21 protein-coding genes and 1 pseudogene are annotated in these 21,749 nt (G+C 69.1%); 13 read left to right on the forward strand and 9 right to left on the reverse strand.

Annotated elements, in window-relative coordinates:
• Window positions 1-15: 15 nt before the first annotated feature.
• From ACFVV5_RS16335 to ACFVV5_RS16345, 3 genes are read right to left on the reverse strand one after another with little or no spacing between them, the layout of a single operon-like run.
• Entirely contained in the window at window positions 16-396 is a 381-nt protein-coding gene (locus ACFVV5_RS16335; protein ID WP_387246194.1) for a DUF1304 domain-containing protein, read from the reverse strand.
• A gap of 29 nt (window positions 397-425) precedes the next feature.
• A complete protein-coding gene (locus ACFVV5_RS16340; RefSeq protein ID WP_387246196.1) occupies window positions 426-1,532 on the reverse strand; it encodes a winged helix DNA-binding domain-containing protein in 1,107 nt (368 codons plus the stop codon).
• 60 nt (window positions 1,533-1,592) lie between these two features.
• Window positions 1,593-2,615: an MDR family oxidoreductase gene (locus ACFVV5_RS16345; RefSeq protein ID WP_387246198.1), complete on the reverse strand. Its 1,023-nt coding sequence runs from the start codon at window positions 2,613-2,615 to the stop codon at window positions 1,593-1,595.
• 80 nt (window positions 2,616-2,695) lie between these two features.
• Between ACFVV5_RS16345 and ACFVV5_RS16350 the strand changes: the two genes are divergently transcribed.
• Window positions 2,696-4,117, forward strand: coding sequence for an LssY C-terminal domain-containing protein (locus ACFVV5_RS16350; protein ID WP_387246200.1), 1,422 nt, complete (start codon window positions 2,696-2,698; stop codon window positions 4,115-4,117).
• A 15-nt stretch (window positions 4,118-4,132) separates the two neighbouring features.
• Here ACFVV5_RS16350 and ACFVV5_RS16355 read toward each other — a convergent pair whose 3' ends face one another.
• Complete coding sequence (locus tag ACFVV5_RS16355; protein WP_387246202.1) at window positions 4,133-5,719, reverse strand: Na+/H+ antiporter; 1,587 nt, start codon at window positions 5,717-5,719, stop codon at window positions 4,133-4,135.
• 86 nt (window positions 5,720-5,805) lie between these two features.
• Window positions 5,806-6,705: a rhodanese-related sulfurtransferase gene (locus ACFVV5_RS16360; RefSeq protein WP_387246204.1), complete on the reverse strand. Its 900-nt coding sequence runs from the start codon at window positions 6,703-6,705 to the stop codon at window positions 5,806-5,808.
• Window positions 6,706-6,835: 130 nt separating this feature from the next.
• Here ACFVV5_RS16360 and ACFVV5_RS16365 point away from each other — a divergent pair, with 130 nt between their 5' ends.
• On the forward strand, window positions 6,836-7,651 hold the full coding sequence (locus ACFVV5_RS16365) for a polyprenol monophosphomannose synthase (protein WP_387246206.1): 816 nt from the start codon (window positions 6,836-6,838) through the stop codon (window positions 7,649-7,651).
• A 4-nt stretch (window positions 7,652-7,655) separates the two neighbouring features.
• Window positions 7,656-8,189 carry a YbhB/YbcL family Raf kinase inhibitor-like protein gene (locus ACFVV5_RS16370; protein WP_387246208.1) on the forward strand — a complete coding sequence of 178 codons (534 nt, stop codon included), beginning with the start codon at window positions 7,656-7,658 and terminating at the stop codon, window positions 8,187-8,189.
• Window positions 8,190-8,209: 20 nt separating this feature from the next.
• Here ACFVV5_RS16370 and ACFVV5_RS16375 read toward each other — a convergent pair whose 3' ends face one another.
• Window positions 8,210-8,848 (reverse strand): LysE family translocator, encoded by a 639-nt coding sequence (locus ACFVV5_RS16375; protein WP_387246210.1) that lies wholly within the window; start codon window positions 8,846-8,848, stop codon window positions 8,210-8,212.
• A 53-nt stretch (window positions 8,849-8,901) separates the two neighbouring features.
• On the opposite strand from ACFVV5_RS16375, the gene ACFVV5_RS16380 reads away from it, so the two are divergent.
• From ACFVV5_RS16380 to ACFVV5_RS16390, 3 genes are read left to right on the forward strand one after another with little or no spacing between them, the layout of a single operon-like run.
• Window positions 8,902-10,473: an MmgE/PrpD family protein gene (locus ACFVV5_RS16380; RefSeq protein ID WP_387246212.1), complete on the forward strand. Its 1,572-nt coding sequence runs from the start codon at window positions 8,902-8,904 to the stop codon at window positions 10,471-10,473.
• Entirely contained in the window at window positions 10,473-11,372 is a 900-nt protein-coding gene (prpB, locus tag ACFVV5_RS16385; RefSeq protein ID WP_387246214.1) for a methylisocitrate lyase, read from the forward strand. The genes ACFVV5_RS16380 and prpB overlap by 1 nt, the downstream gene beginning before the upstream one ends.
• A 25-nt stretch (window positions 11,373-11,397) precedes the next feature.
• Window positions 11,398-12,525, forward strand: a complete 1,128-nt coding sequence (locus ACFVV5_RS16390) for a bifunctional 2-methylcitrate synthase/citrate synthase (RefSeq protein WP_387246215.1) — start codon at window positions 11,398-11,400, stop codon at window positions 12,523-12,525.
• Between the two features lie 31 nt (window positions 12,526-12,556).
• Here ACFVV5_RS16390 and ACFVV5_RS16395 read toward each other — a convergent pair whose 3' ends face one another.
• On the reverse strand, window positions 12,557-13,744 hold the full coding sequence (locus ACFVV5_RS16395; protein ID WP_387246217.1) for an acetyl-CoA C-acetyltransferase: 1,188 nt from the start codon (window positions 13,742-13,744) through the stop codon (window positions 12,557-12,559).
• 194 nt (window positions 13,745-13,938) lie between these two features.
• Between ACFVV5_RS16395 and ACFVV5_RS16400 the strand changes: the two are divergent.
• Both ACFVV5_RS16400 and ACFVV5_RS16405 read left to right on the forward strand, forming a co-directional pair.
• A pseudogene (locus ACFVV5_RS16400) lies at window positions 13,939-14,127 on the forward strand (UPF0758 domain-containing protein); the annotation flags it as partial.
• Window positions 14,128-14,159: 32 nt separating this feature from the next.
• Window positions 14,160-14,702, forward strand: coding sequence for a JAB domain-containing protein (locus ACFVV5_RS16405; protein WP_387246219.1), 543 nt, complete (start codon window positions 14,160-14,162; stop codon window positions 14,700-14,702).
• On the opposite strand, the gene aspS is transcribed toward ACFVV5_RS16405, so the two are convergent.
• On the reverse strand, window positions 14,632-15,960 hold the full coding sequence (gene aspS, locus ACFVV5_RS16410; protein WP_387246221.1) for an aspartate--tRNA(Asn) ligase: 1,329 nt from the start codon (window positions 15,958-15,960) through the stop codon (window positions 14,632-14,634). The genes ACFVV5_RS16405 and aspS overlap by 71 nt on opposite strands.
• A gap of 106 nt (window positions 15,961-16,066) precedes the next feature.
• Here aspS and ACFVV5_RS16415 point away from each other — a divergent pair, with 106 nt between their 5' ends.
• The 5 genes from ACFVV5_RS16415 to ccsB are packed head-to-tail and all read left to right on the forward strand — an operon-like array spanning window position 16,067 to window position 20,906.
• Window positions 16,067-16,828 carry a histidine phosphatase family protein gene (locus ACFVV5_RS16415; protein ID WP_387246223.1) on the forward strand — a complete coding sequence of 254 codons (762 nt, stop codon included), beginning with the start codon at window positions 16,067-16,069 and terminating at the stop codon, window positions 16,826-16,828.
• Window positions 16,825-17,430 (forward strand): TlpA family protein disulfide reductase, encoded by a 606-nt coding sequence (locus tag ACFVV5_RS16420; RefSeq protein WP_387246262.1) that lies wholly within the window; start codon window positions 16,825-16,827, stop codon window positions 17,428-17,430. Before ACFVV5_RS16415 ends, ACFVV5_RS16420 begins: the two co-directional genes overlap by 4 nt.
• A gap of 1 nt (window position 17,431) precedes the next feature.
• A complete protein-coding gene (locus tag ACFVV5_RS16425) occupies window positions 17,432-18,172 on the forward strand; it encodes a cytochrome c biogenesis CcdA family protein (protein WP_387246225.1) in 741 nt (246 codons plus the stop codon).
• The gene (locus ACFVV5_RS16430) at window positions 18,156-19,799 is read left to right on the forward strand and encodes a cytochrome c biogenesis protein ResB (protein ID WP_387246227.1); all 1,644 of its coding nucleotides are present in this window, start codon (window positions 18,156-18,158) and stop codon (window positions 19,797-19,799) included. Before ACFVV5_RS16425 ends, ACFVV5_RS16430 begins: the two co-directional genes overlap by 17 nt.
• 9 nt (window positions 19,800-19,808) lie before the next feature.
• Window positions 19,809-20,906: a c-type cytochrome biogenesis protein CcsB gene (ccsB, locus tag ACFVV5_RS16435; RefSeq protein WP_387246229.1), complete on the forward strand. Its 1,098-nt coding sequence runs from the start codon at window positions 19,809-19,811 to the stop codon at window positions 20,904-20,906.
• On the opposite strand, the gene ACFVV5_RS16440 is transcribed toward ccsB, so the two are convergent.
• Window positions 20,903-21,247 (reverse strand): hypothetical protein, encoded by a 345-nt coding sequence (locus ACFVV5_RS16440; protein ID WP_387246231.1) that lies wholly within the window; start codon window positions 21,245-21,247, stop codon window positions 20,903-20,905. The two genes, ccsB and ACFVV5_RS16440, sit on opposite strands and share 4 nt — an antisense overlap.
• Window positions 21,248-21,749 lie beyond the last annotated feature (502 nt).

Consider the following 21,749-nt stretch of genomic DNA (forward strand, 5'->3'; position numbering starts at 1 on the left):
CGAACGCAGTGTGGGTCAGGAGAAGAGCATGAGCACGAAGCCGAGGAGCGGGAGGATCCCCTGCACCAGCGCCGCCCGCAGGTAGCCGCGACCGGTGGTGACCAGCACGATCGCCGCCGCCACCATGCTCGCCATGGTGAACAGGATGAGTGCCAGCCCGGCCGCGTGCATCCCGACCCCGTAGAGGATGAGCCCGACGATGGCGCCGATCGCCAGGAACAGGTTGTAGAACCCCTGGTTGTACGCCATCGGGCGAACCGTGTCGGCCGCCTCCTGCGAGGCGACGTTGAATCGCTTCCACACGGCGGGCCGCGTCCACCCGATGCTCTCCATCACGAAGATTCCGATGTGGAGTGCTGCTGCGAGGGTCACGACAACCGTGGCGAGGACGATCATGCTGTCAGCTTAGGGGCGCGCTTCGCCGTTCAGCCGAGCGACAGCCCCAGGTAGTCGGCGTAGTCGGTGCCGGCCGCTTCGAGCGCCGCGGCCTCGGCGTCGTCGAGCGGATCGTCGAGCTGCACATCGATGCGCACCTCCGACCGGGTGGGGGTGGCCTTCCAGTGGCCGGCGAGACGACCGTCGAGCAGGACCGTGTGCAGGTAGGCCGCGAGTGTCGGAGTCGCCGAGCGGCGCGGATCCGTGCCCTCGAACAGCAGGACCTGCGTCTCGCTATACGACATCACGCACTCGTCGTACCCCTGCACGAGGTCGAGCCGCGGCCTGGCCGGCGCGCCGGGAGCGTCGGCGGCCTCGAACCACACCTCCACCCGCTCGAGCTCCGGATGCTCGACCGCGTCGCTCACCAGCTCGGATGCCACCTCGGCGTGCCCGTGACGCGCATCCGCGAGTGTGAGCCCCGACCAGCGGGCGAAGTCCTTCACGCTGGCCGGTCCCCGGGTGCGGAAGTACCGGCGCGCCAGCTCGGCGAGGTCGTGCTCGCGGTCGGTCGCGTCGCGCACCGGCACCCGAGCGTCGTAGTCGGCGTACGTGTGCTGCCGGCCGCGGAGGGGCCCGCTCACGATCACCCGGTCGAGCTCGGCGCGCATCAGCACGTAGCCGATGCGCACTCCGTCACCGGTGACGCCGGCTGCGGCGAGCGCCGTCGTCAATTCGGCGCGCGTGCGGGGTCCGCCGGCGACGGCCGCGGCGATCGCCCGTTCCCCGGCGTGGGCGACCTCGTCGTCGACCCCGGTCGTGCGGTACATGTATGCGTTGGCCGCGTGCACCCGCTCGGAGAGCAGGCGCAGCATCCAGTCGGTGTCGTCGCGGGCGAGCAGGTGCCAGGTCGGCCTCACGGCGTGGGTGCGCAGCAGCTCGCCGGCGTTGAACGCGGCCCGCATCGCGCGGGCGTCGACGCTCCGGATGCCCCCAGCGCGCCGCACCCGCTGGGCCGTGCCCCACAGGGCGTACGCGAACTCCTGTCCTTGCATGGCGGCGAGCCGGCTGACCGCTTCAGCCGGTGTCCCCGCGCTCGCCCCGCCCCACAGTCCCAGGCCGTGCATCCGGCGTGAGACCGCTTCGTTCGCGTCCACGTCTCGACCCTAGCCGCGCTGCAGCCGCTTGTGCCGACCCGATCGGGCCGGGTGACCCGCTCACGCCCGCACGTCGACGACGGTTCGCCCCCGCAGGCGCCCGGCCAGGATGTCGCCGGCCGCGGGGACGGCGGCGGCCAGCGGGATGACCGTCGTCATCCGGGCGAGCAGTTCGGGGTCGAGGTCGGTGGCGAGGCGTCGCCAGGCGGTCTCACGCAGTGCGAGGGGCGCCTCCACCGAGTTGATGCCGACGAGCGTCACGGCACGCAGGATGAATGGCATCACTGTGGCCGGGAGGTCGCCTCCCTGCGCCAGCCCGCACGCGGCGACCGTGCCTCCGTATCGGGTCTGGGCCAGCACGTTGGCGAGTGTGTGGCTTCCGACGGCGTCGACCGCTCCCGACCAGCGCTGGCTCTGCAGCGGTTTTCCGGGGTCGGCGAGCTCGGCGCGGTCGATGATCGCGGTCGCGCCGAGGCCGGTCAGGTACTCCGACTGCTCCTCGACCCGCCCTGTCGACGCGGTGACCGGGTAGCCCAGTCGCGAGAGGATCGCGACGGCCACCGAACCGACGCCGCCCGCCGCTCCGGTGACCAGCACGCTCGACCCGTGCTCGCGCACGCCGTCCGGGTCGAGACCGTTCCGCTCGAGCGCCAGCACGGCGAGCATCGCGGTCAGCCCCGCCGTGCCGATCGCGGCCGCCTGCTCACTGCTGAGCGCGTCGGGCACCCGCACCAGCGCATCCCCGCCCACCCGGGCCCGTTCGGCGAGTCCGCCGTGGTGCTTCTCGCCGATGCCGTCTCCGTTCAGCACCACCCGGTCGCCCGGCTGCCAGCGCGGGTCGGCGGACTCCTCCACGGTGCCGACGAGGTCGATGCCCGGGATGAGCGGCGAAACGCGCGCCACGCCGGGCTTGCCTGCGATGGCGAGGCCGTCTTTGAAGTTCAGGTCGGAGAACTCGACTGCGATCGTCACGTCTCCCGGCATCAGGAACGCATCGGTGAGCCGCCGGACCTCCGCGGTGTGAGCGAGGATGCGTCCCGCTTCGGTCTCCTGCTCGATCACGATGGCCCGGAAGTCGCTCATGTTTTCACCATACGCCGGGAGGTCTACTGCGCCTTCGACGTCTCTGACGGGCGCGCTCCGGCCCGCCGTAGGATGGCCCCATGCCGCAGACCACGGTTCCGAAGACGCGGTCGACGACGGCGCGCCCGCGGTCGATCAGTGCGGCCGTCGACAACGCGTTCTTCGTGTTCGGCGGCGTGGCCGCGGTGTGGCTGGCGTGGATCGCCTTCACCGAGAGCTTCGGGTGGGGCTGGTTCCTCATCCTGTTCTTCATCGCGTTCTGGCTGCTGCTGGCCTACCTGGTTCTGCCGCGCCTGCACCGCATCCTGACCTCGATCTACGTCCCCGACTACTTCATCGGCCGTGCCCGCACGAGCGACGGCCTGCTCGGCGACCCGATCAACCTGGCCGCCATCGGCACGGAGGCGCAGCTCGACGAGGCGATGGCGAAGGCCGGCTGGACGCGCGCCGACGCGATCACCCTCGGCTCGAGCGGGAGGATCATCGCGTCGACCCTGCTGCGCCGCAGCTACGACGAGGCGCCGGTCAGTCCGCTGTTCCTGTTCGGCCACCAGCAGGACATCGCCTACCAGCAGGAGGTGCTCGGCAACCCGTCGAAGCGTCATCATGTGCGGTTCTGGCGGTGCCCGGACGGCTGGCTGCTTCCCGGAGGCCACCGGGCCGACTGGATGGCCGCCGGCACCTTCGACCGGGCTGTCGGCTTCTCGCTGTTCACCCTCCAGGTCACGCACAAGATCGACGCCAACACCGACATCGAGCGCGATCATGTCGTGTCGACGCTCGTGGATGCCGGCATCGGCGTGGACGTGAAGGTCATCCACGACTTCTCGACCGGCTACCACTCGCGCAACGGCGGCGGGGACAGCATCGAGACCGACGGCGATCTGCCGGTGCTCGACGTGAGCGCCGTCGCGGTCGACTCGAACGCGCTCGCCGTCGCCGATCAGGCGGCTGCCCGGCGGAGCGCCCTGGCCGACCGGAGGCCCGCCCCCACCACCCTCGGCTTCCTGCTGATGCTCTGGCGGGTCGTCGCTGCTCTGCTGTTCATCACACTGACGGTGCTCGATTGGCGCAGATTCGTCCAGTCCCAGCTGGCCGACCCGAGTGTCGGCCCGCTTGATCCGCAGACCCGGCACACGGTCGAGCTGGTCCTGGGGATCGTGATGGTGGTGTGGGCGATCGGGGTCGTCGTCTACCTGGTGCTCGCCGTACTGGTCTTCCGGGGCAGCAACTGGGCGCGCATCGCCTCGATGTCGTTCAGCTCGCTGCTCGTGATCGCGGCCGCCATCGACTTCTTCAACGGCGGCCCCCAGGTCTCCTTGCGCAACAATCTGCTCGGACTGCCCTTGGACATCCTGGTCGTGCTCGCTCTGTCGTCGCAGCGCTCCCGTCTCTGGGCGCGCCGGCTGCACCCATCGCGCCGCGAACGTCGCGAAGCCGCGGAGGCGCTTCCCGCCGCCTCGTCTTCGACGGCGCCCGCGGACGACACCACCCTTCGCTAGCCCGGGCGGCCACCGTCACAGCATCGGCTTGCGCGGCCCCGACTTGAGGGCGGCCTCCTCCGCGTCGAGAAACGCCAGCACCGACCGCACAGCGAGCTCCTGGTAGCGGCCCTCCGAGCGCGCCGACAGCACGGCGTGCCGCTCCGCCTTGATCATCGACCGCCGCAGCCGCTGGTACTCGATCGGGGCGTCCTCCGTCTCTTCCGGCGTCGGATTCTCGAGCGCGTCGGAGAGGAACACGGCGTTGATGCGCAGACGCTCGATCACCCGATGGTCCTCGTCGCCCGTGACCTCGGACTGCAGGTGGTCGAGCCCCGCCGTCTGCGCTTCGGCGAGCAGGCGCTGCATCTCGCCGGACTCCTGGGCGAAGTCGGGCGGGGGCAGCCGAAGCCGGCGGATGATCCAGGGCAGGGCGAGCCCTTCGAGCAGCGTCGCCACCACGACGACGAAGGCCAGGAACTGCAGGAATTCCCGGTGCGGAGTCACCGTGGGCAGCAGGAACACCGCGGCCAGCGTGACGACGCCCCGGATGCCCGCGAAGGAGACCGCGATGCCCGTGGGCCAGTTCCACCCGCGTTCGCGCAGACGCTCCGGGCCGTATCGGTAGAGGGCCGTCGTGAACACCATCCACACGAACCGGGCGACGAACAGCGCCAGCAGCACGACGACGCTGATGAGAACCGTCTGGGGGACCGTGATGCCGGAGCGGAAGGCGCCGTTGAGGATGCTCGACAGCTCCAGCCCGATGAAGAGGAAGACCGCGTTCTCGAGCAGGAACTGGATCGTGCGCCAGTTGATCGCCTCGGCGATGCGTGCCTCGGCGGTCTGGATCGTCGGAGACCGGTAACCCAGGAAGAGCCCGGCGACGACCACCGCGAGGATGCCCGACCCGTGCAGGAACTGCGCCGGGATGAACGCGATGTACGGGGTGATCAGGCCCAGAGAAGTGTCGAGCACCGGAGCCCGGAGCTGCTTCCGGATGATCGCCAGCAGGTAGCCGACCCCGAGTCCGACGGCGACGCCGACGACCACCGCGAGCACGAAGTCGCCCGCGATCGCCCACGGATTGATGACGCTCACGATCGCCGCGATGGTCGCGTTGAGGGCGACGAGCGCCGTGGCGTCGTTGAGCAGGCTCTCGCCTTCGAGCACGGTCACGAGACGCCTCGGCAGATGCAGCCGGCCGGCGATCGCCGTCACCGCGACCGTGTCGGTGGGCGCGACCACCGCGCCGAACGCGAATGCCGCCGCCAGGGTCAGCGACGGCACCACCAGCCACGTCGCGAATCCGACGACGACCACCGTGAAGATGACCAGCCCCACGGAGAGGAGGAGGATGCCGTCACGCCTGGCACGGACGTCGACGAACGACGTCTGGATCGCGGCGGCGAACAGCAGCGGCGGCAGCAGCCCGTAGAGCACGAGCTCGGGCTGCAACTCGACGTGCGGGACGCCGGGGATGAACGACACGGCCGCACCGACCGCCACGAGCACCACCGGCGCCGACCAGCCGACACGGCGCGACAGTCCCGTGACCGTGACCGTCACGAGGACGAAGGACACGATCCAGACGATGGTGGCGACCGGATCCATGGTGTTCATGATGGCCGCAACGCCTCGAAGGCGGCAATGTTTCCCGCCAGCCTGTGGAGAACTGATCGCTCAGAGCGAATGTGAGGGGATGTCCGTCACACCGCGTGGACGCCGCAGCGGGCATCCGGTGCCGACTCACCGCAGCCCTCGCACACCACCAGCTGCTCGCGACACGACGGGTCGGCGCAGTTGCGCATCCGGTTCGTCGGCGTCGCGCACACCACGCAGCGGCCCAGCACCGCGGCGTGGTCGCTGAAGTCCATCGATCCGCGTCCGTCGAAGACGTAGAGCGACCCCTCCCAGAGTCCCTCGTCGCCGAAGGTCTCCCCGTAGCGGACGATACCGCCGTCGAGCTGATACACCTCGCCGAAGCCGCGCGAGCGCATCAGGCCCGAGAGCACCTCGCAGCGGATGCCGCCCGTGCAGTACGTGACCACCGGCTTGTCCTTGAGATGGTCGTACTTGCCGCTCTCCAGCTCCGCCACGAACTCGCGGGTGTTCGACACGTCGGGGACGACCGCATCCTTGAACCTGCCGATCTCCGCCTCGAAACGGTTGCGCCCGTCGAAGAACACCACGTCGTCCCGGCGACCGATGAGAGCGTGCAGGCCCACCGGGTCGAGCCGTTCCCCGCCGCCGACCACGCCGGAGGAGTCGACACGCAGCTCGCCGGGCGCCCCGAAGCTCACGATCTCGTCCCGCACCTTCACCGACAGGCGGGGGAAGTCCAGGCTCAGCCCCTGGTCGTCGAGCCCGGTTCCCTCGCTCCACTTGACGTCGAGGGCTGTGAAGGCCGGATAGTCCTTCGTCTTGCGCAGGTAGCGCTTGAGCGCGGTGAGTTCGCCGCCGACGGTGCCGTTGAGGCCGTGCTCGGAGATCAGGATGCGCCCGCGCAGCCCCAGCGACTCGCAGAGGTCGCGCTGCCACAGTCGCACGGCATCCGGGTCGGGGAGCGGTGTGAAGGCGTAGTAGAGCAGGATCTTCGGAACGGGCACCGCACCATGGTAGGCGGCCCCGGCTGTGGGGATTCTCAGCAGCAGACCGCCCCCCGGTTTCCTCTCCTTCACCCGCATCCGCGATGCTTAGGGGCGTACAGTGCGTTTCGCCCGAAAAGGAGGTGGGTCCATGAGCACCCTCGTGATCGTCCCCACCTACAACGAACGCGAGAACGTGACGACGATCGTGGCCCGCGTGCGCGCCGCCGCCCCCGAGGTCGAGATCCTCGTCGTCGACGACAACTCTCCCGACGGCACAGGTGCGCTGGCGGACGCGCTCGCCGCGGACGACCCGATGATCCACGTGCTGCACCGCGCGGGAAAAGAGGGACTGGGCGCGGCCTACCGCGACGGGATGCGCTGGGCGCTCGACTCGGGTTACGCCCGCGTCGTCGAGATGGACGCCGACGGGTCGCACCAGCCCGAGCAGCTGCACCGCCTGCTCGACGCGCTGCGGCCGGAGCATCCGGAGCATCCGGAGCCTGCGGAACCGACCCGAGCCGGCGCGAGCGGCGCGGATGTCGTCCTCGGCTCCCGGTGGGTGCCGGGCGGGGGAGTGGAGAACTGGCCGGCGCGACGGCGGATGCTCTCGCGCGGCGGAAGCACGTACTCGCGCCTGGCGCTCGGCATCCCGGCCCGCGACGTGACCGGGGGCTACCGCGCCTTCACGGCCGACGCGCTGCGCCGCATCCACTTCGCCGACGTGGAGAGCCAGGGCTACTGCTTCCAGATCGACATGCTCCGCCGTGCCTACGAGGCCGGCCTGCGGGTCTCCGAGGTGCCGATCACGTTCGTCGAGCGCACGCACGGGGCCTCCAAGATGACCGGCGGGATCGTCGCCGAAGCGATGCTGCGCGTCACCGGCTGGGGGATCGCCGGCCTGCCCGCGCGGTTCCGCCGTCATCCGCAACCCACGTCTACGTCTCAGGGAGCGGGCATATGGTGAGTTCATGACTGAGAAGGATCCCCTCGCGCGCTTCGGCGCCGTGCCCCTGTTCACCCTCACCAGCGACGACATCGCAGACGACCGCCCGCTCGGCCGCGCCCAATGGGGCGCCGGTGGCGGCGGCGGCGACATCTCCCCGCAGCTGAGCTGGAGCGGCTTCCCCGCCGGCACCAAGAGCTTCGCCGTCACCATCCATGATCCGGATGCTCCGACAGGGTCGGGATTCTGGCACTGGGCCGTCTACAACATCCCGGCGACCGTGACCTCGCTTGAGCCGGGAGCGGGCGCCGAGGGCGGCGGATCGCTGCCCCAGGGCGCGGCGATGCTCTCCAACGAGCTGGGCTCGAAGAGCTTCACCGGCGCCGGCCCGCCTCCTGGAACGGGCACGCACCACTACAACGTGATCGTGCACGCGCTCGACGTCGAGAGGCTCGACCTCGACCCCGCGTCGTCGTCGGCGATCCTCGGCTTCAACGCGCACTTCCACACGCTCGCACGCGCTGTGCTCGTGCCGATCGCCACCGCCGGAGACATCTAAGCGGGTCACGGACGCGGCGGTCAGTGCTTGTTGCCCGTGAGGGCGAGCACCCCGCCGAGTCCGATCATCATCACGCCGCCCGTCGCCCCGAGGCGCTCCACGCGCTTCGGGGAGCGGGCGAACCAGGTGCGCGCGGTCCCGGCCGCCAGCGCCCACACGCTGTCGCACACCAGGGCCAGCGCCAGGAACACCAGGCCCAGCGCCATCAGCTGCACCGGGATCGACCCCGCCGAATAGTCGACGAACTGCGGAAGCACGGCGACGAAGAACACCAGCGACTTCGGGTTCGTGAGGCCCACCACGAAACCCTCCGACAGGATGCGCAGCCGTGACCTCCGCAGCGGCACCGCTTCATGGGTCACAGCCGAGTGGCGACGATGCCGGATGGCCTGCACGCCCAGGTAGACGAGGTACGCGGCTCCGGCGAACTTGATGATCGTGAACACGACCACCGACTGGGCCACCACCGCGCCGATGCCGAGAGCGACGGCGGCGACCAGGGGGAGCATCCCGAGAGCGTTGCCGAGCACGCTGAGCAACCCGCCGGCGCGGCCGAGTGACAGCGATCGCCCGATCACGAAGAGCACGCTGGGACCGGGGATGACGATGAGCGCCAGCGACGCCAGCGCGAAGCCGAGCAGCGACGACGGGGGAACCATGCGCACAGCGTACTGCCGACCACTCGCCCGGCCCGAACAGGTAGGTTCGAGGTGTGAAGCTCCACAACGTGCGCGTGCACCGCAGCGACGAAAACCTCACCCGCCAGAACCAGCTCGCCTGGGCGATCGCCGAGGTCGCCGCCGACCCCGTCGAGGTCCTCCCCGAGGTGACCGACATGGTCATCAACCGGGTCATCGACAACGCGGCCGTCGCCGCCGCGTCGCTCACCCGACGGCCCGTCGTCAGCGCCCGCGCCCAGGCGCTCGCCCATCCGCTGCCCACCCGGCAGCTCGAGGAGCTGACCGAGGCCGTCGAGCGTCCGCAAGACGGCTCGACCGTCTTCGGCGAGCCCGCCGCCACGCGCGTCTCACCCGAGTGGGCCGCCTGGGCGAACGGGGTCGCCGTGCGCGAGCTCGACTACCACGACACCTTCCTGGCCGCCGAGTACTCCCACCCGGGAGACAACATCCCGCCGATCGCGGCGGTCGCCCAGCACGCCGCGCGCGCCTTCGGGCTGAGCGGTCGCGAACTGGTGCGCGGCGTCGCCACGGGCTACGAGATCCAGATCGACCTCGCCAAAGCGATCAGCCTGCACGCCCACAAGATCGACCACGTCGCGCACCTCGGCCCGAGCGCCGCCGCCGGCATCGGCACCCTGTTGGGACTGCCGGTCGAGACGATCTTCCAGGCCATCGGCCAGGCGCTCCACACGACCACGGCCACCCGTCAGTCCCGCAAAGGCGAGATCTCCAGCTGGAAGGCCCACGCACCCGCCTTCGCGGGAAAGATGGCGGTCGAGGCGATCGACCGGGCGATGCGCGGCGAGACCAGCCCCACCCCGATCTACGAGGGCGAAGACGGCGTGATCGCCTGGCTGCTCGACGGACCGGACGCGAGCTACGACGTCCTCCTGCCCGAGCCGGGGGAGGCGAAACGCGCCATCCTCGACAGCTACACCAAGGAGCATTCGGCCGAATACCAGGCGCAGGCCTGGATCGACCTCGCCCGCAGGCTGCACCGCGAGCATCCGGAGGCCGCCGACCCCGCGAACGTCGCGAGCATCCTCATCCACACGTCGCACCACACGCACAACGTGATCGGGTCCGGCGCCGGCGACCCGCAGAAGTACGACCCCGCGGCCTCCCGTGAGACGCTCGACCACTCCATCCCGTACATCTTCACCGTCGCGCTGCAGGACGGCGGCTGGCACCATGTCGAGTCCTACCTCCCCGAGCGCGCCGGCCGGCCGGACACCGTCGAGCTGTGGCACAAGGTCACCACGACCGAAGACCCGGAATGGACCCGCCGCTACCACTCGAACGACCCCGCCGAGAAGGGGTTCGGCGGCCGCGTCGAGATCACGCTGACCGACGGGACGGTGATCGTCGACGAGATCGCCGTCGCCGACGCCCACCCGCTCGGCGCCCGTCCGTTCGCCCGCGCCGACTACGTCGCCAAGTTCCGGATGCTCGCCGCCGACGTGCTCGAGGAGGCCGAGATCGACCGCTTCCTCGCCCTCGCCGAACGCCTCCCCCAGCTCACCGCCGCCGAACTGGGCGGCCTCACCATCACGGCCAAGCCGGGGCTGCTGGCGACCGTCCCGGCCCCGAAGGGACTCTTCTGATGCTGTACTCCACCGTTCCCGCGCACGAGAAGCGCGCGGCGTTCCGCGCCCGCCTGAACTCCGGCGAGCTGATCCGGATGCCCGGAGCATTCAATCCCCTCTCCGCCCGCCTCATCGAGCGCAAGGGCTTCGAGGGCGTGTACATCTCGGGCGCCGTGCTGAGTGCGGACCTCGGACTCCCCGACATCGGCCTCACCACGCTCACCGAGGTCGCGGGGCGATCCGCTCAGATCACCCGGATGACCGACCTGCCCGCCCTCGTCGACGCGGACACGGGGTTCGGCGAGCCCATGAACGTGGCGCGCACCGTGCAGACCCTCGAAGACGCGGGGGTCGCCGGCCTCCACATCGAAGACCAGGTCAACCCCAAGCGCTGCGGACATCTCGACGGCAAGCAGGTGGTCGACGAGAACACGGCCCTGAAGCGCATCCGGGCCGCCGCCGACGCGCGTCGCGACCCGAACCTGCTGATCATGGCGCGCACCGACATCCGGGCCGTCGAAGGCCTCGACGCGGCGATCGACCGCGCCAAGGCGCTCGTCGACGCCGGGGCCGACGCGATCTTCCCCGAGGCGATGGCCGACCTCTCCGAGTTCGAGGCGGTGCGCAACGCCATCGACGTGCCGATGCTGGCCAACATGACCGAATTCGGCAAGAGCGACCTGTTCACGGTCGACCAGCTGCGCGACGTCGGCGTCAACATCGTCATCTGGCCGGTCTCGCTGCTGCGGCTCGCCATGGGCGCCGCGGAGCGCGGACTCGACCAGCTGCTCGAGAGCGGAACCCTCGAACCGAAGCTCGGCGAGATGCAGCATCGCGCGGAACTGTACGACCTGATTGACTACGAGGGATACAACACGTTCGACACGTCGGTGTACAACTTCGAGGTCCGGCGTTGACGACCGACTGCAGCGAGGGAGCAGCATGACCGATCCGGAGATCCACAAGGGCCTGGCCGGTGTCGTGGTCGACACCACCGCGGTCTCGAGCGTCAACCCCGAGACCAACTCCCTTCTCTATCGCGGATACCCCGTTCAGGAACTGGCCGAGCACTGCTCCTTCGAGGAGGTGGCCTACCTGCTGTGGCACGGCGAGCTGCCGGGCGACGACGAGCTCGCCGCGTTCGAGTCGCTCGAGCGTTCGCTGCGCCCGCTGGACGAGCGCACGAAGCGGATCATCGACGACGTCCCGCTCACCGCGCACCCGATGGATGTGGTGCGCAGCGCGGTCAGCCAGCTCGGCGGCCTCGACGCCACCCTGCACCAGGCCGACGGCATCCTCGACCCGGAGCTCAACGACGGCCGGGCGGTCTACCTCCTCGCCCAGCTGCCGACGATCGTCGCCTACGACCAGCGCCGCCGCCACGGCCTTCCCGCCGTGGAGCCCCGCGACGACCTCGACTACTCACGCAACTTCCTGTGGATGACGTTCGGGGAGATACCGGATGACGTCGTCGTCGACGCCTTCCGTGTCTCGCTGGTGCTGTACGCCGAGCACTCCTTCAATGCGTCCACCTTCACGGCGCGGGTGATCGCCTCCACCCTCTCCGACGTCTACTCGGCCGTGACCGGTGCGATCGGCGCCCTCAAGGGCCCGCTCCACGGCGGCGCGAACGAAGCGGTGATGCACACGTTCGACGAGATCGGGTCGGCCGAGCGGGCCGAAGCGTGGCTGGATGCCGCCCTCGCTGAGAAGCGCAAGATCATGGGATTCGGCCACCGCGTCTACAAGAACGGCGACTCGCGGGTGCCGACGATGAAGGCGGCCCTCGAGAAGCTGGCCGAGCACTACGACCGGCAGGACATGCTCGACCTCTACGACACGCTGGAGAAGGCGATGGGCGACCGCAAGAACATCAAGCCCAACCTCGACTACCCGTCCGGTCCGGCCTACAGCCTGATGGGCTTCGATACCGAGACGTTCACGCCGCTCTTCGCGGCCGCTCGCGTCGCCGGCTGGACCGCGCACGTCTTCGAGCAGTACGCCGCCAACTCGCTCATCCGGCCGCTCTCGCTCTACACCGGCGCCGCCGAGCGCCACCTGTCGCGCTAGCGGCGCCCGTCCCGCCGGCGCTCTGGGCGCCTCACCTCCAGAGCAGCAGTGCCTCGCCCTGTCCGCCGCCGCCGCAGAGCGACACCGCGGCGCGCCCCGACCCGCGCCGTGCGAGCTCGTGCGCGGCATGTCCGGCCAGCCGCGCACCCGACGCCCCGATCGGATGCCCGATCGCGATCGCCCCGCCGTGGATGTTCACCTTCTCGTCGTCGAGCCCCAGGTCGGCCATCGACTGCAGCGCGACCGCCGCGAAGGCTTCGTTGATCTCCACGAAGTCGAGGTCGCCGACCGCCCAGTCCGTCTTCGCGAGCGCCGCCTCGATGGCGTGCGACGGCTGCGAGTGCAGAGAGTTGTCGGGCCCGGCCACCTGACCGCTCGCGCCGACGACGGCGAGCCACTCGAGCCCGAGCCGCTCGGCGTTCTCCCGGCTGGTCAGCACGAGTGCCGCCGCGCCGTCGCTCAGCGGCGACGAGTTGCCGGCCGTCAGGGTGCCGTCCTCGGTGAAGCTCGGCCGAAGCCGGGCCAGCGTCTCGGCGGTCGAGTCCGGGCGCACTCCTTCGTCCGCCGACACCACCACCGGCTCGCCGCGGCGCTGCGGGATGCTCACCGGAGCGATCTCGTCGTCGAACACACCCGACGCGGCTGCCCGCCCGGCCCGCTGGTGGGACGACGCCGCGAACGCGTCCTGGGCCTCGCGCGTCAGCCCGAGCTTGCGGGTGTAGCGCTCCGTCGACTCTCCCATCGAGATCCCGTCGAAGGCGTCCGTCAGCCCGTCGTGCGCGGCGGAGTCGAGCGCGGTGATCGAGCCGTAGGTCCAGCCCAGACGTGACCCCGGCAGCACGTGCGGAGCGTTCGTCATCGACTCCTGCCCGCCCGCCACCACGACCTCGGCTTCTCCGGCCCGGATGAGGCGGGCGGCGTCGGTCACGGCCGCCAGGCCGGACAGGCACACCTTGTTGATCGTCACCGTGGGCACGTTCCAGCCGAGTCCCGCGGCGATCGACGTCTGCCGGGCGGGGTTCTGGCCGGCGCCCGCCTGCAGGACCTGGCCGAAGATCACAGCGTCCACCGCGTCCGGCGCCACTCCGGAGCGTTCGAGCGCCCGGCGGAGCGCGACGGCTCCCAGTTCGACTGCGCTCAGCGATGCCAGCGACCCCTTGATCTTGCCCTGCGGGGTGCGTGCTGCGGACAGGATGACCACGTCTCGTGGACTGTTCATGGCGACTCCTTCGTTGCCTCGTTCGGCCGGCTTGTGGCCTGCTCCCTTCACCATCTCACACCCGGAGCCCCTCCGCGACGTGGGCTCCGCGACCTGTGGGACGCGGCTCGTCTGCGAGTCTCCACAGGCTCGAGTTGTGCACAGATCGTGGGCGGCCGACCACCTCGCATCCCGTCCTTCCTAGCGTGGACGTCATGTCCCCAGACGTCACGTTGCCAGACCACGAGGAGGTGCCTCTTGCGGACATCCCGCATCACGACAGGCCACGCGAGCGGATGCGGCGCCTCGGCGTCGGGTCGCTCACCGATGACGAAGTGCTCGCCCTCGTCCTCGGCTCGGGCCAGCCCGGTCAGAACGTCATCGCCTTCGCGCGGTCGATCCTGCGCAGAACCGGCGGTTTCCCGGTCTGGCGACCATGGACTACGCCCGCCTCGAGAACCTGGCGGGCGTCGGCCCCGCGACGGCGGGTCGACTCGTCGCGATCATCGAGATCTGGCGCCGGGCGGGAACCTCCAAGGCGTGGGCGAGACTCGTCGACCACGACGCCGTCGCGCGCATCGTCCTGCCCGAGCTGGTCCATCGCGACACCGGGCGCTTCGTGGCCGTCGTCGCCGATCGGGCAGCGCGGCCCATCGAGGTCGTCCTCCTGCGTGACGGCGGCGTCGACCAGGTCAACGTCGAGCCCGCCGAGGTGCTCCAAGCCGTGCTCGCGCGCGGCGGCCGTTCCTTCGCGGTCGCGCACAATCATCCGGGGGGAACGCTCGACGCCAGCGTCGCCGACGTGGCGACCACGAGGCGGCTCGACCAGGCGGCGGCCACCATCGGCATCCGCTTCCTCGGTCACATCCTCGTCGCGGGCGACGACTGGATGGCCCTGCCCCCTCGGGCTACGGCAGCAGGCGCGTCGGTCCGCGGAAGAGGTACGTCGTCTCACGCAGGTTCGCCAGGTGCAGCATGAGCATCAGCACGCGGGCGAGGCCCATGCCGAAGCCGCCGTGCGGCGGAACGCCGTAGCGGAAGAAGTCGAGGTAGAACCCGAGCTCCTCGGGGTCGAGACCCTTCTCGCGCGCCTGCTCCTCCAAGATCTCCACCCGGTGCTCGCGCTGAGCCCCCGTCGAGATCTCCACACCGTTGAAGATGAGGTCGTAGCTGTTGGTGAGCGAGGCGTCGCCGTCATGACGCATGTGATAGAACGGCCGGATGCTCGACGCGTAGTCGGTGAGGAACACGAACTCGTGCCCGTAGGTCTCCTTGACGTACGCCGAGATCTGACGCTCGCCCTCCGGATCCATGTCGTCGTCGTGACGCGGGACCTCGTAGCCGCGCTCGGCCACGATCCTCTTCGCCTCGGCCAGCGGGATGCGCGGGAAAGGCGTGCTCGGCACGACGACCTCGACGTCGAACAGCTCTTTGATCTGCTCGCCGTGCTTCTCCTTGACAGCGGTGAACCCGGCGACGATGAGGTTCTCGTGCAGGGTCATCACGTCTTCGTGGCTGTCGATCCAGCTGAGCTCGGTGTCGACGCTCGTGAACTCCGTCGCGTGCCGGCTGGTGAAGCTCGGGTCGGCGCGGAACGCCGGGCCGATCTCGAAGATCTTCCCGAACCCGGCCGACTGGGCCATCTGCTTGAAGAACTGCGGGCTCTGCGAGAGGTAAGCCGTGTTGTCGAAGTAGTCCACCTCGAACAGCTCGGCACGCGATTCGCTCGGGCTCGCCATGAGCTTGGGCGTGTGGATCTCGATGAAGTCGTTGTTCACCCAGTACTCGCGCAGTGCGTGCTCGAAGGTGGTCTGGATGCGGAAGATCAGGTTGTTCTTCGGCTCCCGCAGGTCGAGGAAGCGCCAGTCCATGCGCTTGTCGATGCCGCTGTCGGCCGCGATCGGGGTCTCGGGGATCGCCGCGGTCGCGACGTCCAGCGAGGCCAGCTTGATCTCGATGCCGCCGAGCTTCACGCGCTCGTCGTGCTTGAGCTCGCCGGTCGCGGTCACGAAGCTTCCCTGCGCGAGGCCGGAGATGGTGGTGGCCGGCTCGTCGGCGATCACGACGCCGTCGGCGTCGACGTTGCGCGGGTTTACGAGCTGAACGGCGCCGGTCTCGTCGCGGAGGACGACGAACTGCACCTTCTTCTGGTCGCGAACGGTCTCCACCCAGCCGGCGACGGTCACGGGTCCGTCGGGAGAGGCGGCCAGGTCCTTGATCAATACTCGAGCAGTCACGAGGCACTAGCCTACCGTCCGCCACTACCGGCCGAACGGGCCTTCCGGTCGACGCCCGACCCGACGCTCAGTGAATTCAAGGCAAACGCCTCCGTAGACTGGGGCGGTGGTAGCAAGCCAAGTCCATCTCGTCCGTCACGGAGAGGTGTTCAACCCCGACGGCATCCTGTACGGCAGGCTGCCGGGCTTCGGCCTCTCCAAGCTCGGTCACCGCATGGCCGCAATGGCCGCCGAAGACCTCCGCTCCCGCGGGCGAACCATCGCCGGCCTGCGCGTCTCGCCGCTGCAGCGCACCCGGGAGTCGGCGGCGCCGATCGCTGCGCTGTTCGCGCTCGACCCCGAGTTCGACGAACGCATCATCGAGCCGACCAATCACTTCGAGGGCACCGTCATGAAGCGCGCCCTCCGCAATCCGATCAACTGGCCCTATCTCGTCAACCCGCTGAGGCCGACCTGGGGCGAGGCATACACGAGCATCGAGAAGCGGATGCTCGCCGCGATCGACGACGCCTTCGACTCGGTCGACGGGGGAGATGTCGTGCTCGTCAGTCACCAGTTGCCCATCTGGGTCGCCCACCTGTCCGTTTCGGGCGAGCGGTTCTGGCACGATCCGCGCAAGCGCCGCTGTGCGCTCTCGAGCATCACCACGCTCGAGCGCACCGCCGAGCCGCCTGCGCAGCCGGAGAACACCGCGCCAGGCGCTTCGCCCGCGCCCGCAGCCGTGACTGCGACGTCGGCCGGCTCCGCGCCATCTGCCGTGCCTGTACCCGTGGAGGCAGGCACGCCGGTCCTCCGCCTCGTCGAGGCGGGCTACGCCGACCCGGCCGCCTCCCTCAACGCCACCGCCACCGATGTGGGGGCCGTGTGAAGCACCGTCTTCGTCTGCTGATCCCGGTCGTCGCGCTCGTCGCATCCGCCGGCCTCGCGCTCAGCGGCTGCACCACCGACAAGCTGGCAGAGCAGTACCGCGCCGGCACCGGACAGAACTACATCGCCGGCGACGGCTCGGTCAGCGAGTTCGCTGCCGCCGACCGCGGTGCCGCGGTGTCCTTCGAGGGAAAGACCGGCGACGGCGAGACGGTCTCGTCCAAGCAGTACGCCGGCAAGGTCCTCGTGGTCAACTTCTGGTACGCCGGATGCCCGCCCTGCCGCCTCGAGGCCCCCGATCTCCAGTCGCTCTACACGAAGTACAAGGCAGACGGCGTCGGCTTCCTCGGCGTCAACCTCTACGACACCCAGAGCACGGCCGCCAGCTTCGAGAAGGACAAAGGCGTGACGTATCCGTCCGTCCTCGACCGCGACACCGGCTCCGTGCTGCTCGCCTTCAGCAAGACGGTCCCGCCGAAGGCGACGCCGACGACCCTGGTCATCGACAAGAAGGGGCGCGTCGCCGCCCGCATCCTCGGAGGCATCCCCGACCGCAGCATCCTGGACAGTCTGATCAGCGACGCGCTGGCCGAGACCGACTGACGTGGGAAGCATCGGAGAGATCGTCTTCAGCGGGCAGCTGTTGCTGGCGCTGCCCATCGCTGTGCTGGCCGGACTGGTGTCGTTCGCGTCGCCGTGCGTGCTGCCACTGGTGCCGGGCTATCTGGCGTACGTCGGCGGGTTCAGCGATCCCGGCGCCAAGCGCGACAAATCCCGCCTGCTGACGGGCGTCGCCCTGTTCATTCTCGGGTTCGCGATCGTCTTCGTCGCCTACGGTGCGGCGTTCGGCGCGCTCGGGTTGTGGCTTGTGCGCTGGCAGGACATCGTCGTGCGCATCCTGGGTGTCTTCGTCATCGTGATGGGGCTGGTCTTCATCGGGCAGTTCTCCTTCTTGCAGCGCACGATCAAACCGTCGTGGCGCCCGGCGACCGGATTCATCGGCGCCCCGCTGCTCGGCATCGTCTTCGGCCTCGGCTGGACGCCCTGCATCGGCCCGACCCTCGCGGCCATCAGCGCTCTGAGCGTGGGCACCGGCTCACCGTGGCGCGGAGCACTGCTCGGACTCTTCTACTGCATCGGCCTCGGCATCCCGTTCCTCCTCGTCGCCCTCGGCTTCGACTGGGTGGCGGGGTCGGTGGCATTCCTCAAACGGCACATCCGTGCCATCAACATCATCGGCGGCGTTCTGCTGGTCATCATCGGGATCCTGATGGCGACCGGCCTGTGGAGCGCCCTGATGTCGCAATTCCTGGCGGTGATCCAAGGCTTTGAGCCGGCCCTCTGACCACATCGACTCCGCGCCCCCGCGCGAGGATCCCGGCGTCGTCCAGCCCAAGCTGGGCTTCGTCGGGTGGCTGCGCTGGGCCTGGCGGCAGCTCACGAGCATGCGCACCGCGCTGTTCCTCCTTCTGCTGCTCGCGGTCGCCGCCGTGCCCGGCTCGCTCGTCCCGCAGCGCAGCTCCGACCCGAACGGTGTCACCAAGTACTTCACCGACCACCCGGACATCGCGCCCTTCCTCGACAAACTGCAGGCGTTCGACGTCTACACCTCGGTCTGGTTCTCGGCCATCTACCTGCTGCTGTTCGCCTCGCTGGTCGGCTGCATCATCCCGCGCACCAAGCACCACTTCGACGCGCTGCGCGCCAAGCCCCCTCGCACCCCGATCCGCCTGACCCGGATGGCCGGCTTCCGCGCCCGGCTGGTCCCGGCCGGCCCGGCGGCTGACGGACCGGAACCGATCGGCGTCGCCCGCGACCTGCTCCGCAAGGCCGGCTACCGGGTCGCGCTCTACGAAGACGCGACGTCGACGTCCGTCTCGGCCGAGCGCGGCTACCTCCGCGAGACCGGCAACCTCGTCTTCCACACGGCCCTGGTCGGCGTGCTCCTCACCGTCGGCCTGGGAGGCGGCTTCGGCTTCACCGGTCAGAAGGTCGTCGTGGTCGGGCAGACCTTCGTCAACAGCCTCCCGTCCTACAACACGTTCAACCCGGGCCGCTTCTTCAGCGACAGCTCCCTGGAACCGTTCTCCGTCCGGGTCGACAAGCTCGACGTCACCTACGAGACCAAGAACAAGAACGCCATCGGGACCCCCCTCGACTACACGGCGCACGTCACGGCCACCGAGCCCGGCTCCGCACCCCGTCGGGAGACCATCAAGGTGAACGATCCTCTCGCCATCGGGGGGACCAACGTCTACTTGCTCGGCAACGGCTACGCGCCCACGATCACCGTGCGCGACCCCGGGGGCAAGGTGGTCTTCCAGGACTCGGTCCCGTTCTTCGTCCAGGATCCGAACAACACCTCGCTGGGAACGATCAAGATCCCGGATGGCCTCGCCAAGCAGGTGGGCATGACCGGCTTCTTCTATCCGACGAAGGGGGAGAGCCAGACGGCCGCCGGGGCGATGACGTCGATCTTCCCCGGCCTGCGGGATCCGCTCGTCACCCTCAACGTGTACGTCGGCGACCTCGGACTCGACAAAGGCGTCCCCCAGAACGTCTACAGCCTCAATACGGACAAGCTGACGCAGGTCGCCGGGCCCGGGACCGACACCAAGTCGCTCGAGATCGCACCGGGCCAGACGGTCCAGCTCCCGAACGGGCTCGGCTCCGTATCGGTGGACGGCATCGAACGCTACGTGGGCCTCGACATCCATCACGATCCGGCGCAGGGCTGGGTGCTGCTGTTCGCGATCCTGATCCTCGGCGGCCTCCTCACGTCGCTGTTCGTGCCGCGCCGGCGCATCTGGGTCAAGGTCGTCCCGAACCGCGACGGCTCGCTCACCCTCGAGTACGCGGGACTGGCCCGAGGGGAAGACCCGAACCTCGAGTCGGCGATCGCGGAGATCGCCGAGCAGCACTCCGCCGCACTCACCCGGACACCGGCACCGACGCGAACAGAAAACACTTAGGCTTACACCGTGACTGACACCCTCGCTCAGCTCTCGACCGTTCTGATCTACGCGGCCATGGGCATCTATGTGGTCGCGTTCATCGCGTTCGCGCTCGATCTCGCGCGCCGGGGGGCGCGGGCGACAGCGGAAGAGGCGGCTGTCGTGCCGAGCGCGGTGAGCAGGCGCGCCTCAGCGCAGTCCGCGTCGGCACAGTCCGAGTCGGCATCGTCGGCGGGTGCGGCGCCCACGGTCGTGACCGCGGAAGCGGCCGGCGGCGGGGGCGATCGCGGAGCGACGGCGACGCTCACACGGTTGAGCTCCCGGATCAGTTCGAGGGTGCAGGACGACGTCGACAACGGCGGGCCGGTCTCGCTGAGCATGCGGATCGCGTTCATCGTCACGATCGTCGGGTTCGCCTTCCACCTCGCGGCAACGGTGCTGCGGGGGATCGCGGCGGACCGCGTTCCGTGGGCCAACATGTGGGAGTTCTCCATGACGGGCACGCTCGTCATCATCGGAGTGTTCCTCGCGGTCAACCTCAAACTCGACCTGAAGTACCTCGGCACCTTCGTGCTCGGGCTCGTGCTGATCCTGCTCGGCATAGCGCTGGTGCGCTACTACGTCCCGGTCGTTCCCCTTCAGCCGGCACTGCAGTCGTATTGGCTCGTGCTGCACATCATCGTCGCCATCACAGGCACGGCGTTCTTCGCGCTCGGTTTCGCCCTCTCCGGGCTGCAACTCCTGCAGTACCGTCGCGAACGCCAGATCGCCGAGTCGGTGCCGCAGCAGTTCAAGTTCCTCGCGACCCTTCCGGGATCGAAGACCCTCGAGAACCTCGCCTACCGAGTGAACATCGTCGGCTTCATCGCCTGGACCTTCACTCTGATCGCGGGGGCCGTCTGGGCCGAAAAGGCCTGGGGCCGTTACTGGGGCTGGGACACCAAGGAAGTCTGGACGTTCATCATCTGGGTGATCTACGCCGGATACATCCACGCCCGCGCCACCCGCGGATGGCGCGGCTCGCGTTCAGCGTGGCTGGCGATCATCGGATTCTCCGCCGTGATGTTCAACTTCGGCATCGTGAACGTGTTCTTCAAGGGCCTTCACGCGTACTCGGGTCTCTAGACCCCGATCTCTCGCGCCCCGCGTCGATCAGCGCCGGCCATCACCCGCAGCAGCTCCGGATGCTCGAGCAGCCCCGGATGCTCGAGCAGCCCCGGATGCTCGAACCGCGCCGGATGCTCGCGCAGCTCCGGATGCCCGTGCCGACACGACGAACGCGGAACACCGCCGTCCCCGCATCGCCGCAGTTTCTCGGGCGGGCGCTCGCCGCGAGGACGCGGATCTGCCTGGTTCGCGCACGCCGCAGGTGCGTTGTGCCGGTGGTTTCGGGGCTCCCCGAGCGGAGGAAACGCCTCACGAGCCGCCCGGTTCCGCGGAATCACGCGGAAGTCGCGGTGCGACACGCCCGGGCTGCAAGCCGGATTTGCGAGCCCCTGGGGACCTGCGTAAAGTAATCACTTGTCACCCCAAAGGTGCGGGAAGCGGAAGAGCTTCCCGGCCTCAAGAGGGACCAAATCCAAAGCTTAGCGGCAAACCGAACTTGTTTCAGTGCGCCCTCAATGCTTAGGATATAAACCCCACTCACTGAGCAGGTCTAACCGACTCGGATCGTGTGAAACGGTTGCGTCCAGAAGGGCCGCCGCGAGAACGCGAAACGGTCGACTTGACAAACTGACTGAGAGTGGTAAGGTAGAGAAGTTGCCCCAGGGAGCAAGCCGAGAGGCTGAAAACTGGGAGCGTCCGATCCTTGAGAACTCAACAGCGTGCACATGTCAAATGCCAAAAACCTCGACTCGTAGCTTCGGCTACGTGAGAGATTCCTTTGGAAACAGATTAAACAACAAAGCAAGTCAGTAATGATTTGTTCTGTCAGTTTCAAACTTGCACCTCGTCCGCCTATTCCGG

Source organism: Leifsonia sp. NPDC058248, from assembly GCF_042881905.1.
Lineage (GTDB): Bacteria > Actinomycetota > Actinomycetes > Actinomycetales > Microbacteriaceae > Leifsonia.